Annotated in this window: 11 protein-coding genes; 3 read left to right on the top strand and 8 right to left on the bottom strand. The window is 68.6% G+C overall.

All coding sequences use genetic code 11. The features are described from left to right. Window positions 1-51: 51 nt before the first annotated feature. Both ACFO6V_RS07330 and ACFO6V_RS07325 read right to left on the bottom strand, forming a co-directional pair. Window positions 52-5,835, bottom strand: coding sequence for a hypothetical protein (locus tag ACFO6V_RS07330; protein ID WP_377133734.1), 5,784 nt, complete (start codon window positions 5,833-5,835; stop codon window positions 52-54). Window positions 5,836-6,033: 198 nt separating this feature from the next. Further along, a complete protein-coding gene (locus ACFO6V_RS07325) occupies window positions 6,034-6,831 on the bottom strand; it encodes an SDR family NAD(P)-dependent oxidoreductase (RefSeq protein ID WP_377133732.1) in 798 nt (265 codons plus the stop codon). Window positions 6,832-6,897: 66 nt separating this feature from the next. On the opposite strand from ACFO6V_RS07325, the gene ACFO6V_RS07320 reads away from it, so the two are divergent. Then, the gene (locus tag ACFO6V_RS07320) at window positions 6,898-7,482 is read left to right on the top strand and encodes a TetR/AcrR family transcriptional regulator (RefSeq protein WP_377133730.1); all 585 of its coding nucleotides are present in this window, start codon (window positions 6,898-6,900) and stop codon (window positions 7,480-7,482) included. A 384-nt stretch (window positions 7,483-7,866) separates the two neighbouring features. Here ACFO6V_RS07320 and ACFO6V_RS07315 read toward each other — a convergent pair whose 3' ends face one another. Then, window positions 7,867-8,712 (bottom strand): DUF1963 domain-containing protein, encoded by an 846-nt coding sequence (locus ACFO6V_RS07315; protein ID WP_377133728.1) that lies wholly within the window; start codon window positions 8,710-8,712, stop codon window positions 7,867-7,869. Window positions 8,713-8,944: 232 nt separating this feature from the next. Between ACFO6V_RS07315 and ACFO6V_RS07310 the strand changes: the two genes are divergently transcribed. Beyond that, a complete protein-coding gene (locus ACFO6V_RS07310) occupies window positions 8,945-9,976 on the top strand; it encodes a tetratricopeptide repeat protein (RefSeq protein WP_377133727.1) in 1,032 nt (343 codons plus the stop codon). A 37-nt stretch (window positions 9,977-10,013) separates the two neighbouring features. Here ACFO6V_RS07310 and ACFO6V_RS07305 read toward each other — a convergent pair whose 3' ends face one another. From ACFO6V_RS07305 to ACFO6V_RS07290, 4 genes are all read right to left on the bottom strand, one after another. Further along, a complete protein-coding gene (locus ACFO6V_RS07305; protein WP_377133725.1) occupies window positions 10,014-10,259 on the bottom strand; it encodes a hypothetical protein in 246 nt (81 codons plus the stop codon). 280 nt (window positions 10,260-10,539) lie between these two features. Further along, entirely contained in the window at window positions 10,540-10,956 is a 417-nt protein-coding gene (locus ACFO6V_RS07300; RefSeq protein WP_377133723.1) for a hypothetical protein, read from the bottom strand. A 43-nt stretch (window positions 10,957-10,999) separates the two neighbouring features. Next, on the bottom strand, window positions 11,000-11,164 hold the full coding sequence (locus ACFO6V_RS07295) for a hypothetical protein (RefSeq protein ID WP_377133721.1): 165 nt from the start codon (window positions 11,162-11,164) through the stop codon (window positions 11,000-11,002). Between the two features lie 128 nt (window positions 11,165-11,292). Further along, window positions 11,293-12,435: an HAD family hydrolase gene (locus ACFO6V_RS07290; RefSeq protein ID WP_377133719.1), complete on the bottom strand. Its 1,143-nt coding sequence runs from the start codon at window positions 12,433-12,435 to the stop codon at window positions 11,293-11,295. Window positions 12,436-12,887: 452 nt separating this feature from the next. On the opposite strand from ACFO6V_RS07290, the gene ACFO6V_RS07285 reads away from it, so the two are divergent. Then, on the top strand, window positions 12,888-14,327 hold the full coding sequence (locus ACFO6V_RS07285) for a hypothetical protein (protein WP_377133717.1): 1,440 nt from the start codon (window positions 12,888-12,890) through the stop codon (window positions 14,325-14,327). Here the strand turns inward: ACFO6V_RS07285 and ACFO6V_RS07280 are convergent. Then, a complete protein-coding gene (locus tag ACFO6V_RS07280; RefSeq protein ID WP_377133715.1) occupies window positions 14,283-15,320 on the bottom strand; it encodes an NAD-dependent epimerase/dehydratase family protein in 1,038 nt (345 codons plus the stop codon). The genes ACFO6V_RS07285 and ACFO6V_RS07280 overlap by 45 nt on opposite strands. Window positions 15,321-15,476: the final 156 nt, after the last annotated feature.

Here is a 15,476-nt window from a genome sequence, read left to right as displayed (position 1 = left end):
TTGCGAGAGTGAGCAGGACAGCAAGTGCCAGAAGGGTGTCGATGCGTCGTCTCACTCGCAGGGCTCCTCAGGTTCCTCGGGCTCGAACGGGTTCAGGGCGTGCTGGTTCACAGTGTGGATGAGAACGCTGATCGTGTCGTGCTCCCAGTCCACCGGGAACGGGTCGAGATGCCAGTAGCTCAGCATCTGCTGACCGTCTGCTCCGTACAGCACCGCGTGGTTCTTCTCCGCCCGGAGACGCCCGGGCGTCGTGAACACGGGGACCGGGACGTTGAGGACCTCGACGACGCCCGCGAGGGTACGCCGGTCGTTGTCCGAGACGTGGAGGATCACTCCGTGGACGGCATCCTCCGGACCGATCTCGAGTCCCACGGTCACGTCGGGGATCCAGTCGCGCTCGTACGTGAGGTCGAGGTCGATGTCCGGGACGATCAGGATCTCGGCGAAGTCGGTCGTCAGGCTCTCGTAGTCGCCTTCGACACCCATCGCCGCCCACGTTCCGGTCCTGTCGGGCCTGAGGCGTAGCTCGCTGATCGAGTCGGCCACGAGCCGGAGGTCGGCCCGCACCGTCGGCAGGTTCAGGTGCCCGTCCATGACGAGAGCCGTACTCGGATCACAGCGGTCCTCCCAGATCCGTTCCTTGTCGAACGACAGCTGGATGCCCGTCTCGACCTTGACATGCACCGCGAGCTCTCCTGTGCTGGGCTGCGACTCCAGCCTCAGTGCCCCGGTTGCCTCCAGCACCGCAGAGGAGGTCGCCCCGAGATCCGTGAACTCGATGGCCGCGTTCCCGGTGAGCGGCAGCGGCTCCCCGACGGGGATGCCCTGGATGAGGGCTGCCTCTACCTCGACGAGCCCGTCCAGCGTGCTGGCTCCCGCGCCCTGCCCGTCCTTGCCCGTGTAGCTCAGCGTGGGGGCGGCGAACCCTTCGCTCGCGTCGAAGCCGGAGACCGTCAGGGCTGTCACGGCGGGCACGTCCGTGAGCTGGAGGAATGCCGACCCGTTGGAGCCCTCGCCGAGCACGTCCACGGCGGTCGCCCTGATCTCCAGGCTGTCCAGCGGGCTGCTGAGCGTGGTCGTCACAGTCGTCTCCTCGCCGACGGCGACCAGCAGGTTCGTCGACTGCGGCACGGCCCCGACGGTCACCTGGCCCCGCATCTCGCCGTAGTCGGTCGTGTCGGCCTCGACGCGCGCGTCGAGGGCGCCGATCTCGTCCGACGCGCGGTAGCCCAGCTCGATCTCGCGCCCCTCGGCGCCTGCGCCGAACCGCGAGGGACCCACGGTGACGTCCAGGTTCTCCGGCATCCCCGAGAGGTCGAGCAGCGCCTCCGCGCGGGGGACGCCCGGGATCACGTCGAACGCCTCCGCGTAGACCTGCAGCTGCCGGCCCGGGTTGCGCAGGCCGCCGATGTCGACGGTCTGCTGCGCTGCATCGACCGTGACAGCGGTGGGCAGGCCCTGGAGGTTGAGGTTCATGACGGCGCCGAGGCACCCGTCGACGGCGTCGCAGAGCTCGGGAACCACGTCCGTCGAGCACCCCGGCCCGTCGGCGCAGGTGGTGGCGCGGGCGGCGACCCCGTTGTCGAACAGCGGCGCGCCGCGCTTGCCACGGTCGGCGAGGTTCTCGAGTGCGGCGACCTTTCCGCCTTCGGCCTGCAGCAGAAGTCCTGTGTTGGTGTCGGCCGTATAGGTGAACTTCCCCTCGGCGATCGTCAGCAGCACGGTGTTCGGCGCGTGCAGGACGCCGGAGAGCGCGAGCTGGGTGTCCGCCACACCGCCGGCCACCAGGACGAGGTTCCCGTCGAGCGCGACGTCCTGCTCGGCCATGCGCAGCTCGGCCTCCTGGTCGGGACCGCTTCGCGAGTAGGTCGCCTGCTCGATACCGGCTGCCGAGACACTGGCATCGATCCGCCCGCTCGCCTCGTCGTAGTGGAAGGCGAGGTGCGAACCGTCCGGTGCCTGGGCGCCCGCGTGGTTCGTCACGGCGGCAGTGGCGCGGGTCAGAGCGCCCGCGGTGCTCCTGAACCCGAACTCTCCCTCACCCCAGGCGACCTCGAACCCCGCGGGGATGCCTTCGATGTCGAGCCAGGCCGCCCACTTTTCACCCTGGTAGGGCAGGTTGTTCGCCAGGACTGTCACGCCACCGAGCGGCGCGGACGCCGTGCCCGTGGCGCGCGCGGCGGCGGTGTCGACCACGACCTCGGCCTGGGCTGGCACGTCCGTCAGGGCCGCGTCGAGGTAGCCAGAGGAGGCCCCGGTGACGACCAGGCCGATCCGGTCGACGGGCGCCGAGCTGGTCATCGTCGCGACGGTGCGCTCCGCGATCGTGGAGGCGATCGCGAGAGACCGCGGGAGCCCGGAGACCTCGCCCCGCGCCCGTAGGTGCGGGAAACCGTCGTAGGTCGTGTCGGCCTGCGCCCTGAGGGTCAGGGCACCCAGCGGTGCGCTGGCCGTGTAGCCGGCGTCGATGGTTCCGTCGCCGAACGTGACGGGCCCGACCGTGAGGTCGAGCTCGTCGGGCAGCCCCGTGAGGGTCGCCTCGGCGCGCAGGTCCGGCAGGGCATCGATCATCCCGATGAGCCGCACGTACGCCTGCAGGGTGTCCGACGGCGGCCGGTACCCGGCCAGGTGCACCGTCCGGGCGGCGAGGTCCGCCGTCACCTCCGTCGGCAGCCCCTGCATGGAGATGGTCCCGACGACGGCGAGGCATCCCCGGTCCTCGGTGCAGAACGGCGAGTCGTCCGCCGCGCACCCCGTACCGGTGGCGCAGGCCCGCGCGACGGCGGCGACGCCGTTGTCGTACAGGGGCGCACCCAGACCGTCCAGCGCGGCCACCTTGCCCAGTCGCGCTTCGAGCGTCAGACCGATCCGGCGGTCCGCCGTGTACGTCAGCCGGTCTCCGGTGAAGACGACGTCCATGATCGCGGGGAGGTTGTCGACCCGGCCGAGCAGGGCCAGGCGCGTGTCGTCCGCTCCGTTCGCGTCGGTGAGGAGCGCGTCGACGTCGACGAAGACGGGATCACCTGCCGTGTCGGTCTCCAGGCGGAAGCTCTGCGCCTCGCCGTTGTCGGCGTACTCGACGTGCGTCAGGTCGCGGGTGGCCACCGCGGCGTCGATGTTCCCCGTGCGCTGGTGGTAGGTGCCGGCCAGGCGCAGCCCGACCGGCGCGACATGGTCGGCGTGGTTGGCGGCGAACAGGTCGATGCTGCTCATCGTCCCGGTCAGCGCTCGTGCGCGCACCGTGCCGTCGGCCCAGTCGGCGTCGAACCGGGTGGGGATGCCCTCCAGGTCGGCGCCGGCCGTCCAGACGCGGTCGCCGACGGGGAGCCGAGCGGTCAGGTCGATCCCGCCGAGCCTCGATGACAGGGTGCCCTCGAGGTGCTGGGCCCGGAAGTCCATGCCGACGTCGATCGTCGCCGGGATGTCCTCGATCAGAGCCGAGACGTACTCGTCCCCGGTCGGGTCCAGGTCCGCGACATGGTGCGGGCTGGCGAAGAAGTCGACCCGCGGCACCTCGCTCGACGCCTCGTACACGACCCTCGGCGCCTCGCCCAGCGTGTAGTCCAGGGCGACGGTCGCCGGCACCTCGTGCACGACGGCGGTGACCGACGGGCCCGCCTGGGTGTTGGTGTAGGCCATCGACGCGCGGTCGATGACGCCGCTCGCGGTGTACCGCACCTGCTGGGCCTGGGTCGAGACGTCGATGGTCGCGTCCGCGGGCAGGTTGGAGATGTGCGCTCGGGCCCGGTGCACGCCGTCGAGATTCCCCGCCGCGTCGAACGACTGCCCGCCCGGAGCGAACGCGGTGGTGACGCGAGGATGGTCGTCGAAGTAGGCGTCGACCAGCTCGAGCCCGGAGACCCGCGCGCTGACGCCCAGGTCCGCACCATCGGTCACCAGGGTCACGTGGTCACCGTCGGCCGGCGGGTACTCACCCAGCCCCTGGGAGGCGTCCACGTACGCCGCGCCGAGGGCTCCGGGCGCGTCGAACAGCGCCCGCCCGGAAGCGACGTCGGCCAGCAGCGAGACCGTCGTGGGGATGTCGTCCAGGCCGCCGCGGAGCACCAGCTCGCCCGCCAGGTCGAAGTACGCGACGTCGATCCCGGTCATGCGCGACGACGCGGTGTAGTCGAGCGTCACGGATCCCGACTCCTCGGTCGCCAGCGCCGCGTCGAGCTGCGCCGGGAGATCCTGCGCCGTCGCCCGGGTCGCCTGGACCAGGTCGGTCCCGCCGGCGTAGGTGAAGTCCGCGAACAGGAGGCCGGAGATCACCGAGTCGGCCGCATAGGCGAGGTCGGCGCGGTCTCCCGCACCGGTCCACGTCAGCTCGGCCCGCACCTTCGTCGGGACCCGGTCGACCACTGCCTGGACGAATCTGTCCTCCGGAGCATCGCCCGTGCGGGCGTTCGCCAGCACGAGCGCGTCCAGCCGGGTCTCGGTGGTGCTGAAGGACTCGACGACGGCGGTCTGGTCGTGCTCCTCCGTGGCCGGTTTGACCTCGACATCCACGCTGAACAGCCCCGGCACCGGGGAGAACTGGGCACTCGCCACCGTCGGGTCGACGGCCTCGCCCTCCTCCGTGTCCGCGACGGTCGAGAAACCCGCCGTCACGGCCATGGCCTCGCCCGCGCCGACCTGGGCGAGGTGCGCGTTGATGTCGAGCTCGCCGGCAAGGAGGCTGAACGGGCTGAACGTGAACAGGCCCAGGGTCGCCGTCGACAGGGACGTGCCTCGCCGGTAGCCGTCGAACCCGACCGACAGGCGCTTCGCCCCCGGGATGTCGTACACGGCCCACACGTGCGCCGGAAGGTCCTCGCCCGCGAACTCGCTGGTCGGCAGCCGCACCTCGAGCATCGCCAGGCCCAGGTGGATGACGTTCAGCAGGGCCTCGGTCTTCGCCGTCACCGTCTCGGTCAGGTCCTCGACCAGGCCCCGGAGCTCCAGCACCTCCACGAGCGCCCACGGGTTGAGCAGGAGCCAGACCGGGTCCTCCATCAGCTCCAGCAGATTCGTGAGCCGGCTCTGGGCGTCGTCGAGGAGCACCTGAGCGTCCAGGAGCTCCTCCACGGCGAGGGAGACGTCGTCGAGGGAGGCTGCGGGCAGCAGGTCGGCCAGGACGTCCGGGGTGCCGTCGCCCGTCGCGTCGACGATCGCCGGCACAGCCAACGGGAGCCGCATGGTGCACGAGACGGTCTGGGTCTCCGACTCCGAGCACACCCGGTACGTAACGCGGGGAATGCCGTCGGGCAGCGCCTCCAGCACTGCCAGCGGGTCCACGCCCAGGTCCGCCGACAGCTCGACGTCCGCCAGAGCGGTCTCCAGCTCCAGCCGGGTCGCGATCCTGGACGCGTCGGCGGGCGTCGTTGTCGCGATCTGCGGCTGCAGGTCAGCTGCGTCCAGATCCGGTCGCCCGTCGCTCAGGCGGCCTGCCGCGTCCAGCGTCGTCAGCGCGTCGGCAGCCGTCGCGTCCACCAGCTCCTGCGCCGGACGTGTCGGGAGCGTCACCGAGCCCGGGCCTACCGCGGGTTCGGGCTCGACAGCCGCCATGGGCACGTCCGGGGAGCCGGACGCGGGCGCCAGCGCGGGAAGGGTCGCCACCTGCTGGGTGGCTCCGTTCGGCACCTGCTCGACGAGCACCTGCCCGTCCGGACCGGGGTCGAGCGCCGGGACTTCCTCGATGGCCTGCGGAAGGACAGGCGAGTCCAGCGCCGTGACGGCGTCGTCCTGCGGCGCCGGACCGGGATCCGGAGCCGCGGCGGCGGGTGCGACGCCAAGCCCGAGGAGGAGGGCGACGACAGCAGAGAGAGCAACGCCATTGTGCTTCAACGCGACCATCAGGACTTCCCATCTGGGGTGGGTGGAGTACTGGGCTCGTGGTGCATCTCGCGCAAATCACCCGCTAGGGCGGGCGGATGAAAGGTAACTCGCGCCAGTCGGCTCGACAAGGAAAATGGCCACCTCCTGGAGCGAGCACGGCGGTTCGACTCCGCCGCCACCGGGACCAGGATCGCGCGGTCCTTGACCCGTCTCTGGTCAGTTGGCTATCACGGCCACGCCGGCGCGGCCACCGTCGACGTCCAGGACCGTGCCGTGCACGAACCGCGCGTCGTCCGAGGCGAGGTAGACCACGGCCGCGCCGATGGCGTCCGGGTGGCCGGCATCTCCGGCGGGCGTGCCGCGGGTCATGGCGCCTGCGAAGTCGACGGCGGGGTCGAGCTCCGGCGGACGGATCACGCCCGGCGAGACCGCGTTGACGCGCACACCCTGTGGGCCGAGGTCGGCGGCCCAGGCGCGGGTGAGCGTCTCGAGAGCGCCCTTTGTCGAGGCGTACAGCCCGCCGAGCGGGGTGCCGAGCCGGGCGACCCACGAGCCGAGGTTGATGATCGCGCCGCCCCCGTCGGCCACCATGCGCGGCGCGACTGCCTGGGTGAGGAAGTAGGGCGCCTTGACGTTCACGGCGTAGTAGCGGTCGAAGGTCTCGGAGTCCGTGTCGGCCAGGGTCACCGGGGGCGAGTAGATGCCGGCGTTGTTCACGAGGATGTCGATCCGCCCGCCGAGCGCCTCGGTCGCTGCGGCCGCGAGGTCGTGGCTCGCTGCTGGGCTGCCGTCCAGGTCGGCGGCGACGAAGTCGGCCTTGCCGCCCCGCTCGCGGATGTCTGCCACCACCTCTTCCCCTCGCTGCGCGTTCCGCCCCGAGACGACGACGTGCGCTCCTTCCGCCGCGAGCGCTTGCGCGATCGACCGGCCGATGTTGCTGGTGGATCCGGTCACGAGGGCTGTTCGGTCCAGGAGCCGCTGCCGTGCCGCGTACTGAGTGGTCTGCTGTGTCATGCAAGGGACGGTAGGGAGCCGATTTTGGACTAGCAAGTCCAGAAGATCGCTCGTACCGTCGGGACCGTGAAGCTCACGCCGAAGGGCCAGGCGACGCGGCAGCGCATCGTCGAGGGTGCCGCCGAGTACCTGCGCAGCAACGATCCGGGCGCCGTCACGCTGGACGACGTCCGAGCCGTGACCCACACCTCCAAGGGTCAGATCTTCCACTACTTCCCGGACGGCAAGGAGCAGCTGCTGCTTGCCGTCGCGCAGCACGAGGCCGACCGGGTGCTCACCGACCAGGAGCCGCACCTCAGCGCGCTCGACTCGTGGGAGTCGTGGTCGGCCTGGCGCGACGCGCTCCTGGCCCGGTACCGCGCCCAGGGCCGGTACTGCCCGCTCGGTGCGCTCATGGACCAGGTGTCGAGCACGCCGGGCGCGGCCGCGGTGGTGTCCGAGCTGCTGGGCCAGTGGCAGCGGCGGGTCAGTACGGGGGTCGTCACCATGCAGGGCAACGGCCTGGTCAGCTCGGACCTGGACGCCGACCGGATCGCCGGGGCCTTCGTGGCCGGCATCCAGGGCGGCGTCCAGGTACTGCGCGCGACCGGAAGCACCGACCAGCTCGAGTCGATGCTGGACCTGCTGATCGACTACCTGCGCCGGTCCTGACCGTTCGCTGGACCGAGATCGGCGGAGACGCTTTGGTGTCGGTTCAGGGCGTCGGCCAGGGCGTCGTCCGCCGTCAGGTCGATTCGGGTGCCGCCGTGCACCGCCGTACGACGTGCTCGCGGTAGTCGACGGTGCCCTGGGTGGGGCACGAGCTGGTCCGCCTGCCCGTGCCAGCTCAGCGGCTTGCCGCCGGACCGGGCGAATGCCGAAAGGTCAGGATCGTCGCTGCCGATCATGTCGTGGAACTGGCACCTCCTGCGTTTCGTGCGAGTTCGTCTTGATACGGAGATGGCTACGGTCGTCCCACCTCAGGCCCGTGTCGGGTACTGATCGTGCATGCCGCGCGGCACAGCAATGCTCACACCACGGTGGAACTGGGTGCGGTCAGGGATTCCAGTAGAGGGTGCTGAAGGTGCGGTCGAAGCGACGGGCCTCCAGGTCCGCGCGCTGGATTCCCCACTGCACGTCCGCGCCTTCTCGATTCTTGATGTCCGGGTTCCAGTGAGCCAGCAGAACCCAGTCCTCGACAGCGCCCGACACCGGCTCACCGCTGCCCCAACGTCCGAGCCTCGTCTCGCGAACCGCGCTGCTTGCGAGACGTCCCAGGGGATCCGGGTCGGAGTCCTCCTGGTCCGCGTATCCGCCGAGCTGTAGATGCCTGCTTCGGTCAGAGGCGTCGCGCCAGATAGTGACCAGCTCGTCAGCGTTAGGGAACCCGGGAAGTTCGTAGTACGGCAGGTCTGGTTCGGTTCTGGCCCTCAGCTGGCCCTGCGGGTACGAATCGACGATCTGCTGGTAGTAGTCATCGCCGGGGTAGCCCTTCCAGGTGTTCTTGTCGCGTTCCTCCACCGGTGTGTCGGTCGGGACATATATGGCTTGGCCGTAGTTTCCTTCGCCGTCTGGCTCATCGAGTGATGCGAAGAGCAGCAGGCGTCCGTCGGGCGGCAGGGGGAGGTCCGTCGCGTCCTTGGGCAGGGCGGCGAAGTCGACGGACGCGAGGTACGGGTACTCCGGGTCCGAGACCTTGGCGGGCAGTAGCAGGGGCCCGCCGAACCTGCCTGCGACCGGCCCGTCTCCGCCACTGGTGAGAACCGCGCAAGGCCTGGCGTGACCGATCCACCGGTCCACCTCTTCGGCCGGTAGCGGGTCTATGTCCTCCCACGGGTATCCCTCTTCAATTGCCCGCGTACGGAAGGGGATCAGCTTTGCTTGGAGGTCATCGGCCGTCATGTCGGCGAGCGTAGTGGCCGCCACCGACGACCTGCTGATCCGCTGACGACTCCGATGAGTGCCGAGCCGCGCACGGTCCCGCGATCCAGGGGAATGTCGAAGAAGAGCATGCGGGGCTCCCTACGGGGAACGGTCGTGCCCGCACCTTAGGTGCAGCGACCCGGGACCCCTCCCGTGGCCGGCGCCGTACGCTCAACCCCGCCCGGCCCGACTCGCTGAGCAGGAGGAAGACATGTCCCAGCCCGAGCGCGATCCACGACCTGGCGAGGGGCCGTTCTGTGCCGCGTGCACGGAGGAGACGCTGGCGTGGGATCCGCCGGACACCACGACGTACAACGGATCGGGTAGCAGGTTCTATGGCGGTTCGGATCGATGCCCCAACTGTGGATCGGTCATCAAGGAGCTCTACCTGACCGTGCTGTGGATCCCGATCTGGTCGCTGGGGCGGTACCGCATCATCGACCTCGGTTTTTCACTCTCTCGGATGGGCTCCCAGTATGTGGGGCGTCGATTTCCGGTCAGCGCCGACAATCCCTGGGGTGACAAGAGGCTCTCGAAGAGCCTCGCGATGGCCGACTATCTGACCGGCAAGCATCAGAAGGACTGGCCGGAGCCGGCACCGTCGCGGCTGCCCGAGCACCCTGAGGTGCGCGGGTCGGCACATGAAAAGGCGGAGGTGATGTGGGCGGCGGGCCGGGCGAGCGAGGCCTTGCCGCTGTACGAGGAGGTGCTGGCACGTCACGAGGCAGTGCTTGCCATCGACGACACAGCGACGCTCCAGCTTCGTCAGCGGGTCGGCGAGGCGTACCTGGCCGTCGGGCGCGTGACGGATGCCTACGCGATGCTCGAGCAGACGTCGCACCACCTTGCCCGGGTCCTTGGACCCGGGCATCCCGAGACCACCCGAGCGCTAGAGGCCGTAGCCGAAGCCGGGTCGAGGATGGGTCCCAGAGGGATCTACGACGCCGATGCGGTGCTCCAGAAGAAGCTCGACGCCCTGGAGAAGAGCGTGGGACTCGACGATCCCGAAGCCCTGCGAGTGGCGAGCGCCCTGGGCTCGACCCTGCAGCTGAACGATGTCACCGGGGGAATCGATCTGCTGGAGCGCACGCTCGAACGTAGTGCCCGTGTCCGCGGTGCCGAGCACCCAGACACCATCGAGGTGCGCGGCCAGCTCGACTGGCTGTGCGACGTCGCCGAGACCGGAGGCGACAGACGAGCGCGACGGGCTGCAGCAGGCGCTCGGAAGAGGCTCCACGGCTAACGTCAGGACCCGGGCCGGCGGCTGAACGTTCGCGGAGTCACAGACCGCGCTGGTCTTCGTTGTCGTCGCCAGGGCGGGCCATCGACATCGCGAAGGCCGGTGCGAGACCGGCTCCGATCGCTATGCCGATCGCTATGCCGAAGATGCCCATCGACGGGACGAAGACCATGCCGAACGCAATGCCGACGCCGACAGCGAGCCCGACACCGGCGCCCCAGTTCCAGCGCCGGTGGGGCGGGCCTCCTACGTCGTTGCGGGGCTCGCTGGGTTCGTTGTCCTCCATGAGATCCACGGTAGAACGGGAGACAGGCCCAAGTCTTCCAATTCTGGTCGCGCGGCACTCCCCATGGCTACGCCTGGTCGGCCGGCCGATTCCGGATGTCGCGCCAAGTGGTCCGGTCGGTCGCGAAGAGGGTTCGTGTCTCGACGTGGACGGGCGTTGTGATCGCGAGTACGCGGGAGTGGTGATCTCGTCCTGACCGGCCCGCCAGGCCACGAGATCACCACTCCCGTTCTTCAGCCGGGTCTACCCGGCATTGACGCCAGGGCTCCCAGCGCCTCGTTCAGCAGAAGGTGCCGCGATAGTTCACGGTCTCCTCGTCTGCCCTGTTGAGCATGCCGAGGTTGACTTCGAAGCAGGAAGAGGTCGTGAAGTTCAGGGGGCCTGCATACTCGTAGAAACGGCCGACGTCTCGGCCGAGCAGGGTGCTGGAAGAGGCGGAGTAGATGATGAGCGACATGGACGTCGGCGTTCCGTACAGCACTCCGGACTTGACCGTGCGAACGCAGAACCTGTTGGAGCCCCTGTCGAAGACGCCAGTGTGAGCGACGACCTTGCCCGTGTTGAGACTGTGGTGCGTGATCAGGGCGATTCTTGTGCCGCTGCACGTCTCGGCTGCGGTGGCTGAGGTCGGTGCCGCGATGAGCGCGCCGACCAAGAGCGCCAACGTAAGCAGTGCTCGGGTGAGCTTCTGGGCCATGAAATGCCTCCTGTATCTACCTAGGGAATTGGATGTCCAGGCGCTAGCGCTGGTTCGTCTGGTCACGGGTGATGGCGCCGATTGCGACACCGAAGGCCGCCTTCAGATTGCGCTTGACCTGTCCGTTCCTTCGCTTGACCGAAGTGAACACCAGCGCGCCGAAGCAGATTGCAGGAACCTGCAAGCCCTTCGAGACGTGCGCGTTCACGCAGCCTCTGTGCCTCGCGTGACCCGCAACCGGCTCAGCTCGTCCTCTCACACGACGGTCGGCGGCAGCGATCCGAGGGGGTGGGGCTGTTGTTCAGGGGCGCCGGTCATACATCGAAGATGCGGGCGTTATGTGGGTGCCAGAGGCAGGTCGAACCCAGCCGGGCCGTCAGGAAGGACCGAGGCACGCCAGTGGGCGCGACGGCGTCCTTCGTCGCCTCGTGGATAGGTGAGCCCGGCTTCTCTGGCGGCCCGCTCGATCGCGCGCATCGTGACTCCCGTTCCGGCGGGTATCGGGGCGTGTCGAACCCAGACTCCCTCGCGCAGCGTCCAGACCTCGCAGCGGGAGAGCCCGGACCCGACCCCGTGCCAGACCCGCACGATCCTCGCGGCTCCATGCGCGGCGACGACGGCGGTCGCGAGCTGGGCCGCCAGCGGCGGCAGGGAGCCGACGTCGACGTCGGGCGGTAGCAGAGAGTGCAGGACGGCGACGGCGCCGCTCTGCTTGATGGTCCCGGTGACCTCGTCTGCTGCGGCTTGCACGACGGCGGGAGCGTGGCCCATCGCGACCGATCGAGCGGCCCAGCCGAGCATCTCGAGGTCGTTGATCCCGTCGCCGACGGCGACCGTCCGTTCCGCCGGTACGTCGAGACGTGTGCGGATCGCTTCCAGTGCTGCGGCCTTGCTCGTTCCCGGAGCGGTGAGATCCAGCCAGTCCGGGCCGGCAGGGGTGGCTGTGACTCCTGTGGCGCTCAGGGTGTCGCGCTGGTGACCGATGCCGGGGGAGTGGAGCGCGACGCGCGATGCGGGCGCAGCAACGAGGTCTGAAAGCGGCACCTTCTTCTGCGGCCCGTTGAGGTGTCCTGGATCGAACGCGGCGTTGACGCGCCAGCCCCAGCCGATCTCCTCTACGGCGACTCTTACGTTCGGTGCGATCTCAAGGGCTCGGCGGATGGCCGGGCCTGGGTCGAATTGCTTGGAGGCGACTACCGCGTAGCCGGTCGGGATGGTGGGGTCGAGGCGGATCGTTACGGCGCCGTTGGAGCAGACGGCGTATCCCTGGACCAAGCCCAGTCTGGTGGCGATCGGTCCGAGGCCGATGAGGGATCTGCCGGTCGCGAGGACGATGTGGTGGCCTGCTGCCCGGACCAGATCCAGGGCTGCGACGGTTCCGGGCGGAATTCTGCGGTCCAGCCCGATGAGGGTCCCGTCGATGTCGAGCGCGACCAGGCGCTGTGCTGTCGTCTGGATGCTCTGAGCGGCTGCCGTCACTGGCTTGTCTCCCGATCGTGCTCTTAGCTTTCTCGTCTGCCCAGGCCGGGCTGGTATTAACTGTTCCTCTGTTCGCGCCAGGATGGGAGAGCATTCAGCGCGTCAATTTATTCGCGCCAGATTGCCGTCAATTCCCTCTGGATGTGGAATGGAACTGGCATCCATTTCAAAGAATTTCCTGATTGGAGAGAGTCGTCGAACGTGCGCGAACACTCGCAGCGCGCTGCTGCCTCCCGGCTGGGGCAACTGCTCGACCGATACCGCTTCGACAGCAACTCCAGATTGCCGCCCGGCATTCTGACGTTGGGCCCCCATCTCCGGACTGAGATCGCTAGGCTCGACGAGCAATAGACCGCACGGAGAACCGCGACGGGCAGGGGCAGTCGATGCCGAATGAGCGTTTGCGCCGGCGACGGGAGGCGACCCCCTCGCCGTCGGGCAGTGGGGCGCCCATGACACGGGCGGAGCTGGCCAAGGCCATTAACCAGTACCTCTGGAAGTCGACCGGTAGGGACTGCCACATCACGGTCGATGCGTTGCGCCGCTACGAGTACGGGCAGGTGTCCTGGCCCGGAGCCATGTACCGGGAAGCATTCCGCGCGGTCCTGGGCGCCGAGACCGATGCTGACCTCGGATTCGTTCCCACGCCCCGTGGCAGGGCTGCCGTGCGAAAGAATTCAGCATTCCAGGCCGACAAAGCCAACCCTCCAGGTGAATTGATCCATCACGCCGGCGACGTCAAGCCATCACCGGCTACTCCGCCTATGCCATCCGGCGCCTGGGCGACGATGCCCTTGGGCGTCGTCGCGGCGTCATATGTCCACCGAAGCCCGACAGCCCTCAAAGCTGAGGCTGATGCGGGTCCCGCTGCCGACGAGGCTGCCCGGGAATCGTGGTGGCACCTCGCGACGGCGACGGCGGCAATCGACCCGACGGGAATCGAGACTGTGCACGACGAGATAGTGCGCCTGGCGCGCCAGTACGACACTCTTCCTCCAGCCAAGGTGCTGGTTGACGCTCGCGGTACGCGTGACCTGGCCTATGGCCTGCTCGAGCAGACGCGCCGGCCGGCGCAGCTGACGAGCCTCAATCTGGACGCCGGGATCTCCTGCGCCCTGCTGGCAGTAGCGAGTTTCGACCTAGGACAGCCCGAGGCCTCGGTGGCTCAAGCACGCGCAGCAGCCAAGTACGCGGACGTCATCGGGCACGCCGGGCTCAAGGCATGGTCGACCGGCCACCTGAGCCTGGTGGCGTATTGGTCCGGCAATGCGCGTGACGCTGTGCGTATCGCAGACCTGGCCCTTTCTGCTGCTCCGGACGGAAGCGCGAGCGCACGCCTGCACGCAGTGCGGGCTCGTGCCTGGGCATTGATAGGCGACCAGCGCGAGGTCGCTGACTCGTTGCAACGTGCTGATGAAGCCCTGGCGTCCTCTGACGGAACCGAAGAGTTGCACGACGAGATCGGCGGTGAGTTCGGCTGGGGGCTCACGCGCAACGCGATGTGCGCGGGGACCGCGCTCGTGACGGTCGGCGACGCCGCTGAGGGTGCTGACCGCCTCCGCGAGACGATCGCAGCAGCCCCTCGCACAGTCTCGGGCCACCTTGTCAGGCGGTCTCGAATTGATCTCGCGACTGCCGAACTAGTTGCTGAGCGCTTCGACGCCGCGGTCGACCAGTTGCGGTACGTCTGGTCCACGCCTGTGGACCAGCGTCGAGTAGGGCTTACCGGTCGCCTTGATCGCGTCCAGAACGCCCTGGGCCACCCGAGATGGAAGAAGTACCAGCCCGCGCACGCTCTGAAAGACCAGATCACAGCTTTCACCGGAGAAGCCGATGATCACCGCTCACTACTCCTCGCTGGTGACGTCGCCTCCGGCGCGATCGCTCCATAGCCTCGCCAGGTGCTCCTCGCGGGCTGGGTCCATACCGTGCCCGTCCTGTCGTGGGTGATACACCGGCTGTTGCTTCTGGTAGCCGGCCCAGGTGTCGAGGACGGTCTCCCGCAGGGGCCTGCACGTGAACCCGGCTGCCGCAGCCTTGGCGCCGTTGACCTGCCACGTCCCGAGGTTCGTGCGCCACAGGGGGATCTCCGTCCACTGGCGTACCCCCTGTTCGATGAGCCACTCGTCGCTCGCGTGGACCGGAGTCGCGGCTCCTTCGGTGGCTTCGAGGCATGCGTCAATCAGATCGCCGTAGGTGGCGTGGCCGAAAGGAGCTGTCAGGTTGTAGATACCAGGTTGCGCCGCCGCGATCTGGTCCAGGGCGAAACGCGCGACATCGCGTACGTCGACCGGCTGGATTCTGGGATCAGGGGAAGGCAGCAGCCACGCCGCGTCGCGCTGCGCATGCTCGAAGAGCGACAGCATCCGGCCGGTGTACTCTCCGGGACCGAGGATTACCCCGGGACGCAGGATCAGGGCGCCTCCTGGCGCAGCCGCCGCTGCGAGCTCGCATCCCGCCTTGAGGGTTCCGTACTGGTAAGGCCCGGGCAGTTCGGCCACATCGGAGTCTGACTCACGCGCGTCGATGCGTGTCGGCCACAAGTCATCCGTCTCGTCGACAGGACGATCCGGCCAGTTCTGGTACGCCGACACCGTCGACATCAGCACATAGAGACCCGCGCGATCACGAAGTTCTGCAAGTGCCTGATTCACGTCTCCCGGTTCGTAGGCCGAGGTGTCGACGGTCGCGTCCCACGGTCCCCTTTCGGCCAGTCGCCGAAGATCATCGGTGCTCCTGCGGTCACCGGTGACGTGCTCGACACCTTCAGGTGGCAGACCGCTGCGACCGCGGGTCAACGACGTCACCTCCCATCCTCGGGCGAGCGCGCTCTGTGCGAGTTCACGGCCAAGGAACCAGGTGCCGCCGAGGATGAGGATGCGCATGGCCGTGATCGTGCCTGACAGCACGGCTTGAGCACCAGGCACCCGACTGATGTGTCCACACACTGATACACCCAGACAGCCCTGCCTCGTGGTCGATCTGGCCATTTAGGCTCTCAGCAGGTTTTCGCGACGCTCACCATGCTCGCGAGACCTAGT

This window comes from Promicromonospora alba (assembly GCF_042654905.1).
Taxonomy (GTDB): domain Bacteria; phylum Actinomycetota; class Actinomycetes; order Actinomycetales; family Cellulomonadaceae; genus Promicromonospora; species Promicromonospora alba.
Note: the sequence above shows the minus strand (reverse complement) of the source record. Positions and strands in the feature narration are given on the sequence as shown.

Bases quoted from the DNA above. Each gene is read 5' to 3' on its own strand.
- ACFO6V_RS07330 (WP_377133734.1), bottom strand. From the start codon at position 5,835: ATGGTCGCGTTGAAGCACAATGGCGTTGCTCTCTCTGCTGTCGTCGCC.
- ACFO6V_RS07325 (WP_377133732.1), bottom strand. From the start codon at position 6,831: ATGACACAGCAGACCACTCAGTACGCGGCACGGCAGCGGCTCCTGGAC.
- ACFO6V_RS07315 (WP_377133728.1), bottom strand. From the start codon at position 8,712: ATGACGGCCGATGACCTCCAAGCAAAGCTGATCCCCTTCCGTACGCGG.
- ACFO6V_RS07310 (WP_377133727.1), top strand. From the start codon at position 8,945: ATGTCCCAGCCCGAGCGCGATCCACGACCTGGCGAGGGGCCGTTCTGT.
- ACFO6V_RS07305 (WP_377133725.1), bottom strand. From the start codon at position 10,259: ATGGAGGACAACGAACCCAGCGAGCCCCGCAACGACGTAGGAGGCCCG.
- ACFO6V_RS07300 (WP_377133723.1), bottom strand. From the start codon at position 10,956: ATGGCCCAGAAGCTCACCCGAGCACTGCTTACGTTGGCGCTCTTGGTC.
- ACFO6V_RS07285 (WP_377133717.1), top strand. From the start codon at position 12,888: ATGACACGGGCGGAGCTGGCCAAGGCCATTAACCAGTACCTCTGGAAG.
- ACFO6V_RS07280 (WP_377133715.1), bottom strand. From the start codon at position 15,320: ATGCGCATCCTCATCCTCGGCGGCACCTGGTTCCTTGGCCGTGAACTC.